The 18,306-nt window shown below is 61.5% G+C and carries 34 protein-coding genes; 31 read left to right on the top strand and 3 right to left on the bottom strand.

All coding sequences use genetic code 11. The annotated features are described in order from the left end of the window. Nucleotide 1 precedes the first annotated feature (1 nt). From ACI2KG_RS00635 to ACI2KG_RS00585, 11 genes are read left to right on the top strand one after another with little or no spacing between them, the layout of a single operon-like run. On the top strand, nucleotides 2-364 hold the full coding sequence (locus ACI2KG_RS00635; protein ID WP_404660598.1) for an HNH endonuclease: 363 nt from the start codon (nucleotides 2-4) through the stop codon (nucleotides 362-364). Further along, nucleotides 361-1,305, top strand: a complete 945-nt coding sequence (locus ACI2KG_RS00630) for a hypothetical protein (RefSeq protein ID WP_404660371.1) — start codon at nucleotides 361-363, stop codon at nucleotides 1,303-1,305. Before ACI2KG_RS00635 ends, ACI2KG_RS00630 begins: the two co-directional genes overlap by 4 nt. Then, a complete protein-coding gene (locus tag ACI2KG_RS00625) occupies nucleotides 1,292-2,071 on the top strand; it encodes a hypothetical protein (RefSeq protein WP_404660370.1) in 780 nt (259 codons plus the stop codon). The genes ACI2KG_RS00630 and ACI2KG_RS00625 overlap by 14 nt, the downstream gene beginning before the upstream one ends. Beyond that, complete coding sequence (locus tag ACI2KG_RS00620; protein WP_404660369.1) at nucleotides 2,071-2,388, top strand: hypothetical protein; 318 nt, start codon at nucleotides 2,071-2,073, stop codon at nucleotides 2,386-2,388. The genes ACI2KG_RS00625 and ACI2KG_RS00620 overlap by 1 nt, the downstream gene beginning before the upstream one ends. Continuing rightward, the gene (locus tag ACI2KG_RS00615; RefSeq protein ID WP_404660368.1) at nucleotides 2,385-2,585 is read left to right on the top strand and encodes a hypothetical protein; all 201 of its coding nucleotides are present in this window, start codon (nucleotides 2,385-2,387) and stop codon (nucleotides 2,583-2,585) included. The genes ACI2KG_RS00620 and ACI2KG_RS00615 overlap by 4 nt, the downstream gene beginning before the upstream one ends. Beyond that, nucleotides 2,582-2,971, top strand: a complete 390-nt coding sequence (locus ACI2KG_RS00610; protein WP_404660367.1) for a hypothetical protein — start codon at nucleotides 2,582-2,584, stop codon at nucleotides 2,969-2,971. The genes ACI2KG_RS00615 and ACI2KG_RS00610 overlap by 4 nt, the downstream gene beginning before the upstream one ends. Next, complete coding sequence (locus ACI2KG_RS00605; RefSeq protein WP_404660366.1) at nucleotides 2,964-3,218, top strand: hypothetical protein; 255 nt, start codon at nucleotides 2,964-2,966, stop codon at nucleotides 3,216-3,218. The genes ACI2KG_RS00610 and ACI2KG_RS00605 overlap by 8 nt, the downstream gene beginning before the upstream one ends. Then, entirely contained in the window at nucleotides 3,211-3,681 is a 471-nt protein-coding gene (locus ACI2KG_RS00600; protein WP_404660365.1) for a hypothetical protein, read from the top strand. The genes ACI2KG_RS00605 and ACI2KG_RS00600 overlap by 8 nt, the downstream gene beginning before the upstream one ends. Continuing rightward, complete coding sequence (locus ACI2KG_RS00595) at nucleotides 3,678-4,277, top strand: recombination protein NinG (RefSeq protein WP_404660364.1); 600 nt, start codon at nucleotides 3,678-3,680, stop codon at nucleotides 4,275-4,277. The genes ACI2KG_RS00600 and ACI2KG_RS00595 overlap by 4 nt, the downstream gene beginning before the upstream one ends. Next, complete coding sequence (locus ACI2KG_RS00590) at nucleotides 4,274-4,402, top strand: hypothetical protein (RefSeq protein ID WP_404660363.1); 129 nt, start codon at nucleotides 4,274-4,276, stop codon at nucleotides 4,400-4,402. The genes ACI2KG_RS00595 and ACI2KG_RS00590 overlap by 4 nt, the downstream gene beginning before the upstream one ends. Next, nucleotides 4,393-4,983 carry a hypothetical protein gene (locus tag ACI2KG_RS00585; RefSeq protein WP_404660362.1) on the top strand — a complete coding sequence of 197 codons (591 nt, stop codon included), beginning with the start codon at nucleotides 4,393-4,395 and terminating at the stop codon, nucleotides 4,981-4,983. Before ACI2KG_RS00590 ends, ACI2KG_RS00585 begins: the two co-directional genes overlap by 10 nt. A gap of 274 nt (nucleotides 4,984-5,257) precedes the next feature. On the opposite strand, the gene ACI2KG_RS00580 is transcribed toward ACI2KG_RS00585, so the two are convergent. Both ACI2KG_RS00580 and ACI2KG_RS00575 read right to left on the bottom strand, forming a co-directional pair. Then, nucleotides 5,258-5,485, bottom strand: coding sequence for a hypothetical protein (locus tag ACI2KG_RS00580; protein ID WP_404660361.1), 228 nt, complete (start codon nucleotides 5,483-5,485; stop codon nucleotides 5,258-5,260). After that, nucleotides 5,482-5,715, bottom strand: coding sequence for a DUF6555 family protein (locus ACI2KG_RS00575; RefSeq protein ID WP_404660360.1), 234 nt, complete (start codon nucleotides 5,713-5,715; stop codon nucleotides 5,482-5,484). Before ACI2KG_RS00575 ends, ACI2KG_RS00580 begins: the two co-directional genes overlap by 4 nt. Before the next feature lie 114 nt (nucleotides 5,716-5,829). On the opposite strand from ACI2KG_RS00575, the gene ACI2KG_RS00570 reads away from it, so the two are divergent. The 4 genes from ACI2KG_RS00570 to ACI2KG_RS00555 are packed head-to-tail and all read left to right on the top strand — an operon-like array spanning nucleotide 5,830 to nucleotide 7,000. Beyond that, entirely contained in the window at nucleotides 5,830-6,201 is a 372-nt protein-coding gene (locus ACI2KG_RS00570; protein ID WP_260777199.1) for a DUF3450 domain-containing protein, read from the top strand. Continuing rightward, nucleotides 6,201-6,518, top strand: coding sequence for a hypothetical protein (locus tag ACI2KG_RS00565; protein WP_404660359.1), 318 nt, complete (start codon nucleotides 6,201-6,203; stop codon nucleotides 6,516-6,518). Before ACI2KG_RS00570 ends, ACI2KG_RS00565 begins: the two co-directional genes overlap by 1 nt. A 45-nt stretch (nucleotides 6,519-6,563) precedes the next feature. Beyond that, a complete protein-coding gene (locus tag ACI2KG_RS00560; protein ID WP_404660358.1) occupies nucleotides 6,564-6,755 on the top strand; it encodes a hypothetical protein in 192 nt (63 codons plus the stop codon). Continuing rightward, the gene (locus tag ACI2KG_RS00555; protein WP_404660357.1) at nucleotides 6,752-7,000 is read left to right on the top strand and encodes a hypothetical protein; all 249 of its coding nucleotides are present in this window, start codon (nucleotides 6,752-6,754) and stop codon (nucleotides 6,998-7,000) included. The genes ACI2KG_RS00560 and ACI2KG_RS00555 overlap by 4 nt, the downstream gene beginning before the upstream one ends. 33 nt (nucleotides 7,001-7,033) lie before the next feature. Here ACI2KG_RS00555 and ACI2KG_RS00550 read toward each other — a convergent pair whose 3' ends face one another. Further along, a complete protein-coding gene (locus ACI2KG_RS00550; protein WP_404660356.1) occupies nucleotides 7,034-7,240 on the bottom strand; it encodes a hypothetical protein in 207 nt (68 codons plus the stop codon). A gap of 84 nt (nucleotides 7,241-7,324) precedes the next feature. On the opposite strand from ACI2KG_RS00550, the gene ACI2KG_RS00545 reads away from it, so the two are divergent. From ACI2KG_RS00545 to ACI2KG_RS00470, 16 genes are all read left to right on the top strand, one after another. Then, entirely contained in the window at nucleotides 7,325-7,921 is a 597-nt protein-coding gene (locus ACI2KG_RS00545; protein ID WP_404660355.1) for a putative metallopeptidase, read from the top strand. Between the two features lie 31 nt (nucleotides 7,922-7,952). After that, the gene (locus ACI2KG_RS00540; protein WP_114942642.1) at nucleotides 7,953-8,429 is read left to right on the top strand and encodes a DUF2280 domain-containing protein; all 477 of its coding nucleotides are present in this window, start codon (nucleotides 7,953-7,955) and stop codon (nucleotides 8,427-8,429) included. Further along, complete coding sequence (locus ACI2KG_RS00535; protein ID WP_404660354.1) at nucleotides 8,404-9,732, top strand: terminase; 1,329 nt, start codon at nucleotides 8,404-8,406, stop codon at nucleotides 9,730-9,732. Before ACI2KG_RS00540 ends, ACI2KG_RS00535 begins: the two co-directional genes overlap by 26 nt. 53 nt (nucleotides 9,733-9,785) lie before the next feature. Then, complete coding sequence (locus ACI2KG_RS00530) at nucleotides 9,786-11,183, top strand: DUF4055 domain-containing protein (protein WP_404660353.1); 1,398 nt, start codon at nucleotides 9,786-9,788, stop codon at nucleotides 11,181-11,183. Beyond that, the gene (locus tag ACI2KG_RS00525; protein ID WP_404660352.1) at nucleotides 11,110-12,204 is read left to right on the top strand and encodes a minor capsid protein; all 1,095 of its coding nucleotides are present in this window, start codon (nucleotides 11,110-11,112) and stop codon (nucleotides 12,202-12,204) included. Before ACI2KG_RS00530 ends, ACI2KG_RS00525 begins: the two co-directional genes overlap by 74 nt. A gap of 113 nt (nucleotides 12,205-12,317) precedes the next feature. Then, on the top strand, nucleotides 12,318-13,091 hold the full coding sequence (locus ACI2KG_RS00520) for a hypothetical protein (protein ID WP_404660351.1): 774 nt from the start codon (nucleotides 12,318-12,320) through the stop codon (nucleotides 13,089-13,091). A gap of 3 nt (nucleotides 13,092-13,094) precedes the next feature. After that, nucleotides 13,095-14,072, top strand: coding sequence for a major capsid protein (locus tag ACI2KG_RS00515; protein WP_084850517.1), 978 nt, complete (start codon nucleotides 13,095-13,097; stop codon nucleotides 14,070-14,072). A 47-nt stretch (nucleotides 14,073-14,119) separates the two neighbouring features. Beyond that, nucleotides 14,120-14,554: a hypothetical protein gene (locus ACI2KG_RS00510; RefSeq protein ID WP_404660349.1), complete on the top strand. Its 435-nt coding sequence runs from the start codon at nucleotides 14,120-14,122 to the stop codon at nucleotides 14,552-14,554. Nucleotides 14,555-14,557: 3 nt separating this feature from the next. Beyond that, nucleotides 14,558-14,935, top strand: a complete 378-nt coding sequence (locus ACI2KG_RS00505) for a hypothetical protein (RefSeq protein ID WP_404660348.1) — start codon at nucleotides 14,558-14,560, stop codon at nucleotides 14,933-14,935. Nucleotides 14,936-14,938: 3 nt separating this feature from the next. Next, nucleotides 14,939-15,331, top strand: coding sequence for a hypothetical protein (locus ACI2KG_RS00500; protein ID WP_404660347.1), 393 nt, complete (start codon nucleotides 14,939-14,941; stop codon nucleotides 15,329-15,331). Nucleotide 15,332: 1 nt separating this feature from the next. Continuing rightward, the gene (locus ACI2KG_RS00495; protein ID WP_404660346.1) at nucleotides 15,333-16,007 is read left to right on the top strand and encodes a hypothetical protein; all 675 of its coding nucleotides are present in this window, start codon (nucleotides 15,333-15,335) and stop codon (nucleotides 16,005-16,007) included. After that, nucleotides 16,004-16,420 (top strand): phage tail terminator-like protein, encoded by a 417-nt coding sequence (locus tag ACI2KG_RS00490; RefSeq protein WP_404660345.1) that lies wholly within the window; start codon nucleotides 16,004-16,006, stop codon nucleotides 16,418-16,420. The genes ACI2KG_RS00495 and ACI2KG_RS00490 overlap by 4 nt, the downstream gene beginning before the upstream one ends. A 65-nt stretch (nucleotides 16,421-16,485) precedes the next feature. After that, nucleotides 16,486-17,133, top strand: a complete 648-nt coding sequence (locus tag ACI2KG_RS00485) for a phage tail protein (protein WP_404660344.1) — start codon at nucleotides 16,486-16,488, stop codon at nucleotides 17,131-17,133. A gap of 9 nt (nucleotides 17,134-17,142) precedes the next feature. Next, nucleotides 17,143-17,529: a phage tail assembly chaperone gene (locus ACI2KG_RS00480; RefSeq protein ID WP_404660343.1), complete on the top strand. Its 387-nt coding sequence runs from the start codon at nucleotides 17,143-17,145 to the stop codon at nucleotides 17,527-17,529. A 44-nt stretch (nucleotides 17,530-17,573) separates the two neighbouring features. After that, nucleotides 17,574-17,846, top strand: coding sequence for a DUF1799 domain-containing protein (locus ACI2KG_RS00475; protein WP_404660342.1), 273 nt, complete (start codon nucleotides 17,574-17,576; stop codon nucleotides 17,844-17,846). 60 nt (nucleotides 17,847-17,906) lie between these two features. Further along, nucleotides 17,907-18,251 carry a superinfection immunity protein gene (locus ACI2KG_RS00470; protein WP_404660341.1) on the top strand — a complete coding sequence of 115 codons (345 nt, stop codon included), beginning with the start codon at nucleotides 17,907-17,909 and terminating at the stop codon, nucleotides 18,249-18,251. Nucleotides 18,252-18,306 lie beyond the last annotated feature (55 nt).

The following is an 18,306-nucleotide window of genomic DNA, read 5'->3' as shown; positions in this document are numbered from 1 at the left end:
CATGGAGCCGATGGTCAAGGCCATGAAGACCACGAAGCGCGAGCGCGTCTACGCGAAGACCGCCGGGCGCTGCTCGTACTGCGGCACTCCAGTCGAGCTGCTGACCTTTGCTGTCGACCACGTAACCGCGCGCAAGCATGGCGGCTCGAATAGCATTGAAAACCTGATGCCGGCCTGCAATTCCTGCAATGGCGCTAAGGGTTCAAAAACTGTTGAAGACTATCGCATGTACCTGGTTGCGAAATCAGTCACTGGTAGTCCTGTTTTCGGTCACTCGCAGCTGCTTTACCTGAAGGAGGCCGGCGCCTTCCCAATGCTGGGCTTCGACAAGGAGCACAAGTTCTACTTCGAGGTGATGACATGAGCATCATCCGGGCGCCGCGCCCTGAAACGAAGTTCTACACCCTGGACAAGGCTATCAGTGAAGACGAGCGCCTTTCATGGGCCGCCCGTGGCCTGCTGATCTTCCTTCTAGGTAAACCGGACAACTGGGAGGTTTCCGTTGCCCACCTGATCAAGCAGACGAGCAAGGCCATTGGCAAGTCTAGCGGTCGTGACGCTGTGCGCGTGATCATCAAAGAGCTTGAGTCGGCTGGCTACATGGCCATTGATCGCTCACGCGGCGATGGCGGTTCCTTCAGTGGGATGGATTACACCGTGTGCGAGCGACCACAGACGGAAAATCCGTCTATGGGTGCACCACAGACGGAAAATCCGGCGACGGCTAAACCGGCCCCGGCCAAACCGGCGCCGGAAAATCCCCTACAAACAAAGAATGATCTTCAGCAATCTCCTGAAGAAGAAGCAAAGACTGATGCTAAGCATTGCGCCCCACCCGCTGACGCGGAAGGGAGCGCCGGTAAGGTCGTTGCTGTGATCCAGAAGCCCCGGTGTGAGATCCCGGCTGATATGCCTGGTCCGAAAGACCCTGAGTGCAAAACCTTCAAGGCCTGGGCCAACTACGCCATGGCCTATCGCAAGCGCTACGAAGCGTGGCCGGTATGGAACGCCAAGGTGGCTGGCCAGATGGGGCAATTGGTATCGCGCCTGGGGGCGGATATCGCGCACCACGTTGCTGCGTACTTCATCACCATCAACGATGCCCGGATCATCAACGGCTGCCACAACCTGGGTGACCTGCTGGCAAAGGCCGAGGCCTACCACACCCAATGGGTCACCAATCGCCAGATGAACGCCACGACTGCCCGCCAGCAGGAGCAGACCCAGGCGAACATCAACGCAGCGCATGAGGCAGCAGAGGCGATACGCAACGGGCAGGGAGGTAAGCGCAATGCTTTCCTGTGACCAAATCGCGGATCTGGCTGCGGCTGTCTGTGCAACCGCTGAGGCAATGGGGCAGACGATCAGCGCTGGAGGCGCAACGCTCATCGCTGAGGATCTCTCGGCGTATGAGGTTGACGCTATCACTGGCGCGCTACGTTCGTGCCGTAGAGAGCCTGCTGGGCGCCTCTCGCTCGGCATGGTCCTCAAGCACATCCACGCGGCTGATAGCCGACCTGGGAAGGATGAAGCGTGGTCGATCGCGCTGGCGGCCAGTGATGAGTATGAAACCGTGGTGCTCACCACAGAAATCCGGCAGGCCATGATTGCCTCCGAACCAATCCTTGAGGCCGGCGACAAGATCGGCGCCCGGATGGCGTTCATGAGCGCCTACGAGCGCCTGGTCAGCTTTGCCCGGGCCGAGGATCAGCCGGCGCAGTGGGAGGTCTCGCTGGGCTACGACGCTGGGCGCCGGGTGGTGGCCATCGAGTCGGCTGTCCGCGCCCAGCTCATCACCCAAGAGACCGGGATCAAGTACCTGGCCGACCTCCGAATTGCGCCCATCACCCAAGACGGCCAGGCCATTGCCGGCCTGCTCACGGGTGAAGTGCGCGCGCAGGTCAGCCCCAAGGTCCGCGAAAAGCTGGCCGAGGTGCGCTGCATCCTCAAGGCAGCCAAGGACAAGAAAGACCGCGAGCGCATCAAAGAATCCCAGCGCAACCGGGTCGACACCTATCTCCGCAAGCGGCAGACACGCGTCGCCATTGCGCAGTTGATGGAGAAGCACTGATGGACACCAAGAATATGCGCCCCCAATTCGAGGAGCGTTACCCGGTGCCTGAGGGCGTGGCCTGGAACTCAGATAGCCAGCGCTATGTACTGACTCACCTGAAAATCTGCACCGTTTCGCAATATGAGAAGCATGTCGAGCGCTGGATGTGCTGGCGGGCGTCCCGTGAGGCCGTGGTGGTTCAGATGCCGGACCGCACAAGTGAGGCCTACTGCGAGGAGTTCGACGACGTGGAGGGCGGCAGCTTCAACGAGGCGGCCTACATTCGCGACGTGCGGAAGGTGATCGAGGCTCAGGGCTTGAAGGTGGTGGCATGAAGATCAACTACGGACCATTCAGCGATGTGTACCGGGGCCATGGGCACTTCGTGAGCTTCGGGTTCAAAGACGGGTGGCTGCTTTTCGCATTCCGCCCCCGCAACTGGCACCTGTATTTCACCAAACTCCAGTGGAAGCCAGCAATGAGAGCTTACGTTGGCCCCTTCGAAGTCGAATTCTTCCGGGTGAAGCCATGAAAATCGACAAAGAAAAGCTCCGGGCGGCAGCCATCGATTGGGGTCACCACCCGATGGAGATCGCTGGCGATGACGTCCTGGATCTACTCGCTGAGATCGAGCGACTGGATCGTGAATCGCAGAACCTCTCCAGCCAGTTAGGCGAGTGTGACCGAGAGCGCAGGGCATTTCGCGGTGACCGCGACCAGCTCAAGGCCGAGAACGAGGCCCTTCGAAGGGATGCCAGGCGGTACCGCTTCCTGCGCAACCAGCACTGGCCTGTGGCGGAGCTCGCTGTGGTTTGTAACCCAAAGGTCTCGGTGAAGCTCGGCTATGACTGCCCTAGCGGTGATCGCCTGGATCAGCAGGTCGATGGCGCGATGATTCGGGGGGCGAGCCATGACTGACCTCAACTCGATGTCTCAGGCAGCACGCTCCGCAGCAATGCGCGGCGGCATGGATGGCTGGGGTCAGGTCGGCGGCCTGCCGGGCCAGATCCGGTACCACGAGCCGGTCGACGCGAAGTCGCGCCGCCGATGCGGCTGTGGCTGTCGTCGGCGCGCGACTCACCGCGGCATGGCCAATGGCGTCTGCCTGACCATGGGTTGCGACCTGTCGATGCGCCGCTGGGTGAAGGAGGCGAACCGTGACTGAGAAAATCAGCGTCAACTGCCAGGCCAAGCTGTCCGAGGCCGTCACCATGCTCACCAGCATGTTCCGCAGCAACAAGTTCGTGGTGGTCAGCATGCGCCCCGGCAAGGATCGCACTCTGGATCAGAACGCCTTGTGGTTCGCGTTTTACAAGCGCATCGCCGAGATGACCCAGATCGGCGACCCCTCCGAGGCCCGAAAGTACTGCAAGTTGCACCACGGCGTGCAGATCCTGCTGAACGAAGATCAGGATTTCCAGGCGGCCTGGTACCGCGTCATGCGTCACCTGTCCTACGAGGAGAAGCTGGACATGATGGGCGACTGCAAGCTGTTCGGCCCCGACGGCATGCCGGTGACCAGCCTGTTCAATCGCGCCCAAGGCATCGCCTACACCGAGCGAGTGGTTGCAGACTTCTCGGCCCGCGGCGTTGTGTTCGGGGATCTGCTGGGGGAGGAGGCGGCATGACGTTAGGCAAGGAGATCAAGCCGAAGAAGTGCAAGGCACCTGGCTGCGGTCAGCGTTTCAAGCCAGCCATGACCACGCAGAAGGTGTGCAGCATCGCCTGTGCTCTGGCCATGTCGAAGGACTCGAAGGTGCAGAAGGTGGCGGCCAAGGCCATCACTAAGCAGGCCCGGGAAGACCTAAAGGCGCGCCGGGAGAAGCTGAAGACCAAAGGTGACCACCTGCGAGAGGCTCAGCAGGCTTTCAACGCGTACATCCGCGAGCGCGACCGCCTGGCGGGGTATCGCTGCATCTCCAGCGGCCGACCGCTCGACTGGAACGGTAATGCAGTGGATGCCGGCCACTACCGCAGCACCGGCGCGGCGCCACATCTGCGATTCGACGAGAACAACTGCCACGCCCAGTCGAAGCACGACAACCGCTATCTGTCCGGCAACGTGGCGGATTACCGGATTGGCCTGATCAAGCGCATTGGCCTGGAGGCTGTAGAGGCCCTGGATAGGGACCAATCAGTCCGGCGCTACACGATCGAGGACCTGCAGGGCATCAAGGCCATGTACAGGCAAAAACTCAAAGATCTCCGGAGGGCAGCAGCATGACCTGGACAATCGCAGACACAGCCGGCGCGCTGCTGCTGGCCATGATCATCGCTTCCACCTGGTGCGTAGTGCACGCCAAGACCATCGAGACACGCCGCAAGAAGGAGAACGGCCCATGCAACTGAACAGCGCGCGTCAATCCTGGCATGACTGCCTGTACATTCCGTGGGATAGCCAGGGCGTGTTCATCGAGCAACTGGGCTTGCTCGGCACCATGGTCCAGACCACAGAGAAGCAGCGGAAGGCTAGCCACGCTGCGCACCAGGCACTGGCCGGCGGTGTGCAGGCGGCGATCTTTAAGCTTCCAGGCAGCCTCCGGGCATTCGGCAATTTCATGTATGCCCCAAGTTGCAGCGATGACGAGCGCGAGGTGGCCGAGGAGGTGATCTTCGGCATGGCGATGGCAAGGTCCGGACGCATGACCGCGGCGAAGCGCGAACGCTGCGAGTACGTCACTAAGGGCGTGATGTTCCGGTACCGCCGCATGCACCAGGGCGGGCAGTCATCGGCTCAGGATCCTTTTGCCAGCCCGGAGTGGTTCAAACGCTGGATCGACGATACCTATGGGGTGGCACTGCCGTCCTGTGCCTGGGCCCGCGACTGGGAGCCTTTCGTACAGATCTGCTTCGAGGTATGCGAGGACATCGACAAGCGTGCGCTGTCGCCGGTGGCGGCAGCAATCTACGAAATGAAAGAGGCCGCGTAGCATCCGGTTGAATCCTGTTGTGTTCCCGCACGTGTGGTGATACCGTATCGCCATTGTTACAGTTTTGCCTACGGCAAACACATCTAGAACCCGGCCACACTGCCGGGTTTTTTATTGCCCGAAGAGGGCCTCAAGAGTCCCGGCCATCGAGCCGGGAATTTTGTTTCTGGTGCGGGACCCACAGCCAGAGTGGCCTGAAAGGGGTATCTGACGAAGCCGGTAGTACCGCGCTACGGGGTTCTCGCTTTCTGAAGAAAGCAAAATCCGGGTAGGTTCATGCGGACGCCTTGATGCGGACATCGGAAATACCCAAGTCGGCAACCGCCGCTGCCAACTCTTCATGAGTTGCAGGGAGCGGCACCCGCATCGCGGTCAAAGAATCCGCATGAGCATGCAACCGTATCAAGGCTGTAAGCGCATCGTCCTGGCGAAATGACGACGGCCATTCGCATACCCAGAATCGGGCATGCCCTTTGAGGTTATAGTCAATTCGATATTTCATGAGCTGCTCGACCTGCTCCACTGGACATCAGTGATGCCGTAGCGCTCTGCTAACGGTTTCGAGACTTTTTTGGTGTTTGACGACCCAAATCTCGGTATCACGCCCACGCCTGCATCACAGGCGGCCCAATGCCAAGCATTCGCGTTGTCCATTCGCTCGGCCCTAATGATGAAGCGCCTAGCCTCGCCGTGTAGGTGATACACGACAACATAAAGTGATCCGTTTGACATTCCCCAGTCCTTAGAAAACCGCAAAGCAATCAGTCATTTCAGCGCTTGAGTATAGGCCTGGCAGCAACACTGTTGGGCCAGCACGGAATGCGGCCAAACCCTTTTGGAGTAGTTATGGATCCGACCGACCTCGGCCCAGGCACAGCCACCTGGCTGGGCGGAACGGGCACTGTATTGCTGGGCGGCTTTCTTTGGTTGCGCAAGTTCCTGTCAAAGGACGCCGCCGACCGTGCCATGGACAACGCTGACATCGGCACCGTCCGCCGCTTGAACGAACTGCTCGACTCCGAGCGCGATGCTCGCAAGCAGGCCGAGGCCCGTGCCGATCAGTTCGCGAAGGAGCGAAACGATCTCATGGCCACCGTTGGCCGCCTGGAGGGCAAGATCGAAGCCCTGACGGGGCAGGTCGGACAGCTCTCCAAGCAAGTCACCGCCCAGAGCGAGGAGATCGCCCGCCTGCGCGGAAAGCTGGGAGGTAATTCCTGATGGACCGATGCGCATTGGAATTCATTGCTCGTCGCTGGTGGCGCCGGGCTGAGATCTGGGTCATCGCCCTGGTGTTGATCGCCGGTGGCGCTGTGCTGGGCTGGCAGTCGGCCTATTGGGCCATGACCAGTACCCAGGCCAACCAGGTCCAGCAGATCCGCGAAGCCTACGACGCTGCCATGGCTGAGCGCGACCAGCGCTTGGATGAGCTGACACGAAAGGCAGAGAACGCCGCGGCCAAAGCCTCAAAGGCCGCAACGACCGCCAACCAGGCAGCCGATAAGGCGGACGAGGCCCTCAATCGGGTATCGCCGTAGTCGCGCCACATTCCAAGCAGGCGCCGTTCGTGGCGCGGAGATCCCATGACGAATATCACTCGCCTCCACCACGCCTTGCCGCTCTCGTCCGATGTGGCTGCCGCAACCAATGAGCTCGATACCGCGGTGGCAAAGGCAGTGGCTGAAGCCAAGGCCGCCGGCCTGCCCCAGGGCCTGATCGTCGCGATCCTGCATGGCCATGCCCATGCCGAGACGCACTGGATGGTGGCCAAGTGAAGGTCTTGGAGTTCCAGCGAGAGGGGTGGCGCGACACGGTCAAGGCGCTACGCAAGATCGCCGACGACCTGGAGCAGGGCAACATCGACCCATGCGCGATCGGCGCGGTCGCTCTGCGCTCCCCGGCTGGGAAAGTAACTGCGTTCGGCATTGGTCCGGCCGCAGATGACCTGCAGGCCCTGGCGCTGTTCAGGCTGGCGGAACAGCAACTGATAGATGTGTTGCTGGATGGCTGCGAAGGGTAGGTGGCGCCGCGGGTGAGAGCGGCGCCGATTGTGTTACTTGAGCTTTAAAGCGGCCTGGATCTGATCGGCGTAAGTGCTCAGGCGCTCGAACTCCTTGTCCAAGTGAGTGATGTGAGCACCGCTTTGAGATGCCTTTTGGCCAATCACCTCAAGCGCGGCTGCAACTGCATAAGCCCGCTTGTCCTCCTCGCTATGTCCATACACCGAAGATGCGTTTGCAACCAATTCACCGATAGTCATGCCGATCACCTCTTTTGATTGGATCCGCATCAATACCGGCAACGCGCCACTATTTCAATAGCCAGGTGATTCATGAGGAGACCCATGCCGCCGGCTGACCTGCTTGAATCTCTGTGGCTAACGCTACGCCCGGCCACCGATGTGTGGGATTGGGTGCAAAGCGAGATCCTTGCTGACACCGGGTGCATCCACAACCCAGAGCACGCCCATCTGATGGACGCCAACATCGGCGTGCTGTGGGCGTCGACTGGATTCGCCAAGCAGGGGCGAGTGGTTCTCGGCCAGGCCGAGCAACTGATGTTCCGTGCTGGCGGATGGCAGAAGGCCCGGCAAGAGCAGCAGATGCGCCAGTGGTTCGGCGAGGAGCCGACCTACCTCATCACCCTGGCTGCCGACTACTGCGCCCAATGCACCGACGCTGAGTTCTGCGCCCTGGTCGAACACGAGCTTTACCACATCGCCCAGGCGGCTGATGAGTACGGCGCTCCCAAGTTCACCCAGGAGGGGCTGCCCAAACTCTACCTGCGCGGACACGACGTGGAAGAGTTCGTCGGCGTAGTGAGGCGCTACGGTGCCAGCAACGACGTACAGCAGCTGATCGATGCTGCAAGTCGGCCGCCTGAGGTGGCCAAGATCAACATTTCGAGGGCCTGCGGAACCTGTCTGCTTAAGTTGGCCTGATGTGAGACAGGCATGAGACGGAACCCAATATATGGCAGCCCTGAAAAGCGATGTGAAGGCCTTCATCGTTCAGGCCTTGGCGTGCTTCGACACGCCGACCCAGGTCTCGCAGGCCGTCAAGCAAGAATTCGACATCGATGTGACCCGCCAGCAAGTGGAGCAGCACGACCCGACCAAACGCGCCGGGGTCAACCTGGCAGCGAAGTGGCGAACGCTGTTCGAAGACACCCGCAAGCGCTTCCGAGAGGAGACTTCGGAGATCCCCATTGCTAACCGGGCGTTTCGGCTGCGTGGCCTTGGGCGAATGGCCGAGAAGGCCGAGAACATGCGCAACCTGGCGCTGACTGCCCAGCTGTATGAGCAGGCAGCCAAGGAATGCGGCGACATGTACGTCAACCGCAAGATCGAACCCGACAAACCCCTGGGCTCCCAGGCAGATCAGCCGCACGCCGTTGCTGAGTACAAGCTGGAGCCAGACGAAGGTGTCCCGACTACCCCGTACCTATGACCCGCCGGTGAAGCTGACGCCGAAACAGGCGAACATCTACGTCTGGGGCTTCCAGCCTGAGGCTCGCTTCCGCGATGCGGTGTGTGGGCGGCGCTTCGGCAAGACCTTCCTTGGTAAGGCAGAGATGCGTCGCGCGGCCCGCCTGGCGGCAGAGTGGGGCGTTAGCGTCGAGGACGAGATCTGGTATGGCGCACCGACGTTCAAGCAGGCCAAGCGCGTGTTCTGGCGTAGGTTGAAGCAGGCGATCCCCGAAGCATGGCGCGCCAACCGGCCGAACGAAACCGAGTGCTCGATCACCCTCAAGTCTGGCCACATCATGCGTGTGGTCGGCCTGGACAACTACGACAACCTGCGTGGCTCCGGCCTGTTCTTTGTCCTAGTGGACGAATGGGCGGACTGCCCGTGGGCTGCCTGGGAAGAAGTACTCAGGCCCATGCTCTCGACCTGCCAGTACACGATCCCGCAGACCGGGGAGTCGAGGAAGGGCGGTCATGCGCTGCGGATCGGAACCCCGAAGGGCTTCAACCACTGCTACGACACCTATCGCGACGGGCAGCCAGGCGGTGAGCCCGACCACAAGAGCTGGCAATACACCTCGCTGCAGGGCGGCAACGTCCCGGCCGATGAGCTGGACGCCGCCCGGCGGAAGATGGACCCGCGCACGTTCCGCCAGGAATACGAGGCTGGCTTCGAAAACTATGCTGGTGTCGTGTACTACACCTTCGACCGGGCTGAGTGCCGCACCAGCGAGCGCATCAAGCCAGGCGAGGCCATCCACATCGGTATGGACTTCAACGTCATGAAGATGGCCGCGGTTGTGTACGTGGTCCGTGACGGGTTGCCGCTGGCGCTGGACGAGTTCCACTCGGTGCGCGACACGCCGGAGATGATCGAGAAGATCAAGGTGCGTTTCTCGGGGCACAGCGTTTCCGTGTACCCGGACGCCAGCGGCCAGAACACCAGCAGCAAGAACGCCAGCGAGTCGGACCTATCGTTGCTCAAAAAGGCCGGCTTCACCGTGGTGGTCGGCTCACAGAACCCCGGTGTGAAGGACCGTATCAACGCCGTCAACGCCATGTTCCTCAACACCTACGGAGAGCGTCGCTTGAAGGTCAATATCGACCAATGCCCGCAGCTCACCCAGTGCCTGGAACGGCAGACCTACACCGACAAAGGTGAGCCGGACAAAGATCCGAAGAAGGGTCACGACCACATGAACGACGCCGCAGGCTACTTCATCGCCAAGCGGTTCCCGATCAAGACACAGTCCGCCGGCACCCGCCGCATCGGAGGTTTGGCGTAATGCCTGTTCAATCCACGAACCCAGACTACGACGCTCACATCGAAGAGTGGCGGATGATGGACGACGCCCTGGAGGGCGAGGGCGCTATTAAGCGCAGTCCTCGCAACCTTCCGAAGCCTAGCGGCATGACCGAGGCCGAGAAGCTGGACGGCCAAGGCAATGCCTACCTCTACCGCAACTACACCGACCGCGCCCAGTACGAGCACTGGGTGCGGGATTCGCTGCGCTCGATGATGGGCCTGGTCTCCCGGCTGATACCCGAGGTGAAACTACCGTCGGGGCTGAAGGGCTTGGAGGACAACGCCACGGCTGATGGCTTTGGTCTGACCCAACTCTTCCTGCGGATCGTGCGCCAGGCTATTTCCCATGGCCGTGTGCCGCTGGTAGTTAACATCGACGACACAGGCCAGCCGTACTTCGCGACCTACGCTGTCCGCAATGCCATCAACTGGCACACCGCCGACCAGGGCGGCCGTCAGGACCTGGTGCTGTCGGTGTTCCGCGAGTTTAGGCGTAAGGAGCAGGACCGATACAGTCACGAGTGCGAGACGGTATACCGCGAGTTCTACATGGACGGCGCGGTCTGCCGGACTGGCGTGCGTAACGAGGCCGGTGAGCTCATCGAAGATGATCGCCTGCTGGGTGCCGTCGACGGCAGCAACAACTTGGTGCGCGGCCTGGCCTACATCCCGGTCATCTATTGCGGTTCCACCGACAATTCGCCGGATGTGGACGAGATCCCACTGCTAACCATGGCCCGGGCCGCGCTGAAGTCGTATCAGCTCAGCGCCGACTACTTCACAGCTCTGCATCAGACCAGCCACCCGCAGCCTTGGGTGTCCGGCCTGGACGAGAGCGTGGAACTCAGTGTGACCGGTCCTTCCGCAGCCTGGGATCTCGGGCCGAAGGGTCAATGCGGCTACCTAGAGTTCCAGGGCGCTGGAATCGAAGCCGTCCGCACGGCGATGGAGGACCAGAAGAACGCGGCTCTTGAGGCCGGTGCCAAGGTCATGGACGTCTCTGGCACGGAGTCGGGCGAGGCCCGCAAAACCCGCCAGAACGACCAGCATGCCACGCTGCACAGCATCGTCATCACTGCGGCGGAGGCAATCGAACAGGCCCTTCGCTACGCGGCGGAGTGGACTGGCTACAACCCTGACGAGATTGTCTTTACCGTCAAGCCAGAGTTCGTGATCCCAGAGGTAGATGCCCAGGTGCTGGCAGAGCTGCAGAAGAGTGTCATGGCCGGCACCATCAGCGCCGAGACCTACTGGCAGTACCTCACCACCGGCAAGCTGCCGGAGCGCCCATATGACGAAGAGGCCGAGCTGATCAGCGACGAGCGCGAGTCGGCGGGCATCAACCTGGACAAAGATGATGGCGAAGAAACCGGAGCAAACGGCGGACGAGAAGCTGCTGGAGCAGGTAAGCCGCCACTCGGTACTACTTGAGCGGCTGAAGGCCGGCGAGGTTCAGAAGTTCGAAACCTACCTGCGCCGGGCTGATAGCCAGGTACGTGATCAGCTCACCCGCAAGGAGCTGAGTACCTACAGCCGGGGCCGGCTTGAGGAGTTTTTGGGTAGGGTGGGTGGGAAGCTGCTGGAGATCTACAGTGCCTTCAGCGACCGAATGCAGGCTGATCTGGTGGACATCGCACAGTACGAGGCTGCTTTCGAGGGCCGCAGCCTAGCAAAGGCTCTACTGATCGATGCGATCATGCCTACTGAGTCTCTGCTCCGTGCGGCGATCAATACACGGCCTCTGCAGGTGGCCGGCATCGACGGCGGCAGATTGCTAAAGCCCTTCTTGAGTGGATGGACCCGCTCCGAATCGGAAAGGGTAACCAACGCTATCCGGATGGGCGTTGTGCAGGGCCAGACTAACGCTGAGATCACCCAGGCCATACGCGGCACCGCTGCTCAGAACTTCACTGATGGCGTGCTGGCGGTCACGAACCGAAACGCCCGAGCAGTGGTCCAGACCGCAGTTCAGCATGTGGCCACCACGGCGCGCATGGAAACGCTGATTGCAAATGCTGAGGTCGTGCCTGGTTATCGGATCGTCGCCACGCTCGATCGCAAGACCAGTGCGCAGTGCAAGAGCCTAGATGGTCGGGAGTTCGAGATGGGTAAGGGCCCTGTGCCCCCGTTCCACATCCACTGCCGGACAACGATCACGCCGATCACCAGGTTGTCGGCGCAGTTAGGGCAAGGCGCTACCCGGGCAGCCGTTGGCGCGGATGGCGGCGGGCAGGTCTCGGCAAGCCTGAGCTACTACCAGTGGCTCAAAACACAGCCAGCTGCGTTCCAAGACGCCGCGCTGGGGCCGGTGCGGGGCAAGTTGTTTCGTGATGGCGGCCTTACGGCCGAGCGCTTCTCCGCTTTACAGCTGGACAGGAACTTCAAGCCGCTGACGCTCTACCAGCTCAAGGAGCTGGAGCCGTTGGCATTTGAGCGGGCGGGAATCGGCTAATCCGCGCCACATAACACACTGCCACGATTTCGTGGCGCGACTTACAGGCCTCGCGATTGCGGGGCTTTTTTCTGCCCGCTAGGCGGGCCCACCAATCCCCAGGGGATAGCCACATGCCTTTTGACTTCGACCCGGCCGCCCACGGCCTCACCCTTGACGAAAGCCAAACCGCCGCGCTGAAGGCTGCGCTGGGCGGCGAGGTGCAGAAATTCCTGGATGGCGAGGTCTCGGGCCTCAAAACCAAAAACACCGAGCTGATCGGCTCTAACAAGACCATCAAGGCCGAGCTAGATAAGCTGAAAGGCCAGTTCGACGGACTGGATATCGAGGCGGTCAAGGGGTTGCTGGCCAAAGCCGGCCAGGACGAAGAGACCAAGCTGATCGCAGAGGGCAAGCTGGACGAAGTGATCAGCCGCCGCACCGAGCGCCTGCGCACTGATCTGGATAAACAGGTCAAGGCCGCCAACGAACGTGCGGACAAGGCCGAAGCCTTCGCTGCCAAGTACAGCGACAAGGTGTTGGCTGACTCCATTCGCGCTGCTGCCATCAAGGCCGGCGCGCTGCCAGAGGCTGCTGAGGACATCATCCTTCGCGCCCGCGGCACCTTCAAACTTAGCGAAGACGGCGAGCCTGTCGCCACCGACCGTGCCGGCGAAGTCGTGTACGGGAAGGACGGCAAAACCCCGCTGTCTCCCCTCGAATGGGCGGAATCGCTGCGCGAAACCGCTACCCACCTGTGGCCAAGGGCTCAGGGTGCTGGGCAGACCGGCGACAACGGTGGCAAGGCCACGAAGAAATGGGGCGAGTACACCGAGACCGAGCGCGCTGCGATGGCTCGTGACAACCCCGACGCTTTCAAAAAACTCCAAGCCACCCGAGGGACCTAACCCATGGCATCTACCCAACTGTCGGACATCTTTGTTGCCGACTACTACGGCACCCTGGAGCCGGTAAACTCTCCAGAGAAGACCGCCGTCTACGAGTCGGGCATCATCACCCGCTCCGCTACCCTGGACAACATCGCGAAGAACGGCCAAGGCACTTCCGAGATCAGCTACTGGCAGGATCTCGACGCCGACGAGGCGCCGAACATCTCCAACGACGACCCTGACGACCTGGGCGCCGTAGGCAAGGCCGAGCAGGGCAGCATGCGCGCCCGAACGCTGTACCTCAACAAAGGCTACGGCGTATCCGACCTTACTGCTGAGCTGGCCAACTCCGAGCCGATGCAGCACATCCGCAACCGCTTCGGCACCTACTGGACCCGCCAGTGGCAGCGCTATCTGATGGGCGCGGGTCGCGGCATCATCGCTGCCAACATCGCCCAGAACGGTGGCGACATGGTCAAGGACGCAGGCGCTTCGATCAGCGCCAATGCCTTCCAAGATGCCGCCTTCACTGCCGGCGATGCTGCCGACATGTTCGGCGCGATTGGCGTGCACTCGGTAGTCATGAACCAGATGGTCAAGCAGGACATGATCGAGTACCTGCGCGACTCGCAGGGCAAGATCATCCTGGCTACCTACTTGGGTAAGCCGGTGTTCATGGATGACGCCCTGACCTACGCGCCGGGCCAGTTCCTCTCGCTGTTCTTCGGCCAGGGCGCATTCGGCTATGGCGAGGGCGACCCGCACATGCCGGTGGAGATGCAGCGCAAGGCAGATGGCGGCAACGGTGGTGGCGCCGAGGTGCTGTGGGAGCGCAAAACCTACATCCTCCAACCGGCCGGCTTCAGCTGGCAGGGCAGCGAGAACCGCAACCTGAGCCCGACCGCCGCCCAATACGCCTCGGCGGCCAACTGGAAGCGCGTATTCGACCGCAAGCAGGTTCCATTCGCCGCGGTCATCAGTGGCACCGCCACCCCTTGACCCCATGATGCAGGGCGCCGGCCAGGCGCCCTGCGCAGGAGATCAGCATGAAAGTCATCTACACCAATACCCCGGGCAGCGAGCGCGGCACCTGCTATCGCCGTCTGGACCAGTTTTTCGGCGTGATCGACGGCGCTACCGCGGTGTCCGTGCAGGGCGATGCTCCGCACATCGGCGAGGCGTACCAGCGCCAGGGCATCAGCGTGAACGAGATCGAGGAAGGTCTGCGCCTGGACGGCCCGACTATCGCCCAGTGGCTGGAGCAGGGTTACAAGGCGTCGACCTACCCGCCGAACGGCTATGCCTCGGTCAGTAGCCAGGCCGAGATCGACAAGGCGATCGAGGAAGAGGGCGGCGACGAGACCGACCCGCACAAGATGAAGGTGCCGGAGCTCAAGGATTGGCTGACGGCGCAAGGCATCACCTTTGATCCAGCCCTCAACAAGCCCGAGCTGCAGGCCCTGATCCCGTCGAAGGAATAACCCATGACTGACTTCATCACCGTCGCTGATGTTGACCAGGCGCTCGGGCAGGGCTGGGCAGGTGACGGTGATGCAGTCCTCGCCGTTGCCATGGCCAACGCCTGGTTGACGGCCAAGATCAAACGGACGGTGCCAGATCCGGTGCCTAACGCCATCGTGAGTGCCGGCGCGCAGGTGGCCAAGCTGGCTGCGGCCGGCAAGCTGTACAAGGACACCCAGCGCGAGGTGCAGAGCAAGACCGTGTCGGCCCAGGCCGGCACCTCGACCAGCAAGACCTACGTCGCGGGGTCTGTCGATCGCTCGGCCGGTGAAAACTTCGCCCTCGACCTCATCGACCCCTGGATCCGTCGATCCGGCACCGTAATGCTCAAGAGGATCTGAGCCATGGGCATGCGCGAAGAACTCCAGGCCGAGCTGGCGGAAGCGTTCGACGACCCAGATGGCCTGGCCGATGCGGTGAAGCCAGTTGCAGGGAGCCGTACAGTAAAAGGCGGATACGACCCCGAGATCGGCGGCACAGTCCCGGCCTCGAACATCCATTACACCGGGCGCGGCGTGTTCGGCAGCTATCTGGCCAAGGAGATCGACGGGACCCGCATCCAGACCGAGGATGTGAAGCTTTTGGTACTCCAGAGCGAACTATTCGAGGGGCAGGCCGGCGCTGTCACCGATGCCCTGGCAGCGCCCAAGATCGGCGACCAGGTGAGCGGATACCGCACCCTCAACGTGTCTGAGGACCCTGCCCAGGCCACTTGGACCATTCAGCTGAGGAAGTGATATGGCGCGCGGCTCACACATGGCCCAGCGGTACGGCGGGCAGCAGGGTGGCTTCGCTGAAGCCATACGGGCATTCGCCGAGCAGGCGGAGCAGGCTCTGGACGCAACATTCCGCGAGATTGTGATCGAGATCGGCAGCAGTGTGATCCGCATGTCGCCGGTCGGCAACCCGGAGCTGTGGGCGGCCAATGTGGCCCACCGAGCCAAGGCCAACAAGGCAGCTGATGATTACGACTTCAAGGTCGCGGTACGCAACACCCTGATCAACCTGAATCAGGGCAACTTCACCAAGGCCGGCAAGCTGCGCAAGGGCGTGAAGTACGCCAAGCCCCTCACCAAGACCGAGCGCGAGCAGAACTTCGCCACCAATGGCCTGGTAGCAGGTCAGGGCTACGTCGGCGGACGGTGCCGCGGCAACTGGCAGTTCTCCATCGATTCGCCGGCGACTGAGGAGCTCGACCGAGTAGACCCGTCGGGTAGCGAGGCCATTACCGCCCTCATCACCCAAGTGCAGGCCCTGACCATCGGCCAGACGGCGTACATCGTGAACAATTTGCCTTACGCCATCCCGCTCGAGTACGGCCACTCTACCCAAGCCCCAGCCGGTATGGTCCGGGTGACTCTGGCTAACTTCCAACGCATCGTCGACGAAGCCATCAGGAACAACAGAGTATGAGCCAAGCAAGGGCCCGCCAGGCTATCGAGATCAAGCTGATGGCTTGGGCAGCGGTGCGCCCGATCCGCGTGGCGAACTTCGAAGATGGTTTCGAACCCATGCAGGATGAAACCTACCTGCAAGCGTTTCAGCTTCCAGGGGCGACCACCTGCCGTTACCTGGGCGGCGAAGCCTACGAGTACACGGGCATATACCAGGTCAGTATCGTCTGCCCGGCAGGCCAGCCATTAGAGACGGCAGAGACACTGGTCAAAGAGCTAACCGGCCTGTTCCGGGTCGATTCTGCCCTTAGTCGCAACGGCTTCGAAGGTATGGTCACCGAGCCAGTGGAGCAGGGGCCAACCATCACCGAGTCGGCGACGTACTCGGTCCCGGCCAGCTTTACCTACCAGGGTGAGGCAAGCGCTGACTGAACCGCCCATTGGGCAACCAATACCCGCCCTGAGCGGGTTTTTTATACCCGCAAGAGGAACCCCACATGGCGTTCAAACTCCCCAATGGCGCGATCATGGAGATCGGCGTCGCGTTCGCAACCGCTATTCTGGCCACGGCCATCAGCAATGCCAATCCGGCCGTAGTGTCGGCGGCTGCACATGATCTGGAAGATGGTGATGTAGTCGTCGTCACGTCCGGCTGGGTGCGCCTGGACGGCAAGGTCGCCCGGGTAGATGATGCCCTGACCAGCACCTTTGCCTTGGAAGGCATCGACACCACTCGAACCCAGGTCTACACCGCTGGCTCGGGCGCCGGCTCCGTCAGGGCTGTGACCAGCTGGGCCCAGATCTCTCAGATCACCCAGGTGGCGATGAGTGGGGGTGAGCAGCAGTTCTACACCTTCGGCTTCCTGGAGGACGATGACGACCGCCAGCTGCCGACCACGAAGAACCCGATCACCATGACCCTGACGGTCGCGGACGATCCGGCGAAGCCATACGTTCCGATCTGCGAAGAAGCTGACGAAGACAAAGAGCCGCGAGTGGTGCGCCTGAAGCTGCCGAATGGCTCGGTGATCTACTACAACGCCTACGTGTCCATCTCCGCCACCCCAACCTTGGACCGCAACAGCCTGATGACCCGTACCATCACGCTGTCGCTGGCCGCCCGCCCGACCCGATACGCCGCCTAAGGAGCCAGCATGGCCAAGTCGTTCAAAATTGCCCAACCTGCAAACTTCAAGGCTCCCGTCGAGATCCCCAAGGTTGGCGGTGGTGTACTGAAAGTGGACTTCACCTTCAAATACCGTGACCGGCTGGCCTTGGCTGACCTGTTCGACGAGTGGAACGAGAAAGGGAAGGAGTTGGTTGAGTCGGCCCGCAAGGAGGGAGCAACCCTCAAAGAGGTGGCGCAACTGGAAATCGACATCCAGGTCGAGCAGGTCAAGGAGGTGGCGGAGGGCTGGGGGTTCGACGAGCCGTTTGACGATGACTCGATCCGCCAGCTGGTCACTGGCTTGAATGAGGCGCCGCGGGCCATCCTGCGGGCCTATTCCGCAGCGTTCCAGGCCGCCCGCTTGGGAAACTGAGTGAGGCCGCCTCCGCGCTGTACGAGCAAGACGACAGCGCGGCCTTGGCGGCCTTCGGGCTGACCCAGGCTGATGTCGGCGGCGAAGAACAGCAGGTGTGGCCAGAGAACTGGCCGGCCTTCTGCGTATTCGAGGCGTTGACGACGCAATGGCGGGTTGGGCCTGGTGGGGCATCTGGCCTGGATTATGGCGCCATACCGGCCGTTCTCGACCTGGTGGGAATTCGCAAGAAGGAGCGGGCCGGGGTTTTCGGTGACCTGAGGCACATGGAAGGGGTGATTCTCAAGCAGTGGGCGGAGGAGCGTCCATCGTCCTGATGGTGTGGGCAGAGTGGTGGCAAAATGATAAATTCTGCCCCACTTACAGGGAGAGATTTTATGTCTCAAAGCTCCAGCGCCGGCCTCGGATTCATCCTCCTTCTACTGGCCGTCTTAATTTACTTCATTCCGACGATGGTGGCTGGGAAGCGCGGGCACCCGAGCGGAACGGCGATTTTTCTTTTAAATCTGTTAGCCGGATGGACCTTCATAGGCTGGCTAGTCGCACTGGTTTGGGCAGCATCGGCGTTCTCCCAGGACGCTGCGCCAACTGCTGCAGCTAGTCCTTCACCGGCTGAAGGCGACCGTTTTCAGCAGCTAGCAAAGCTCGCTGACTTGAAGGAACGGGGACACCTAACAACCGAGGAGTTTGAGGCCGAGAAGGCCAAGATCCTCAGTAACTGACAAAAGCTGTATGAAAAACCCGCTTCGGCGGGTTTTTTGTTGCCTGGAGAAAAGC

It is taken from the genome of Pseudomonas sp. NPDC089407 (genome assembly GCF_044900445.1).
Taxonomy (GTDB): Bacteria; Pseudomonadota; Gammaproteobacteria; order Pseudomonadales; family Pseudomonadaceae; genus Aquipseudomonas.
Note: the sequence above shows the minus strand (reverse complement) of the source record. Positions and strands in the feature narration are given on the sequence as shown.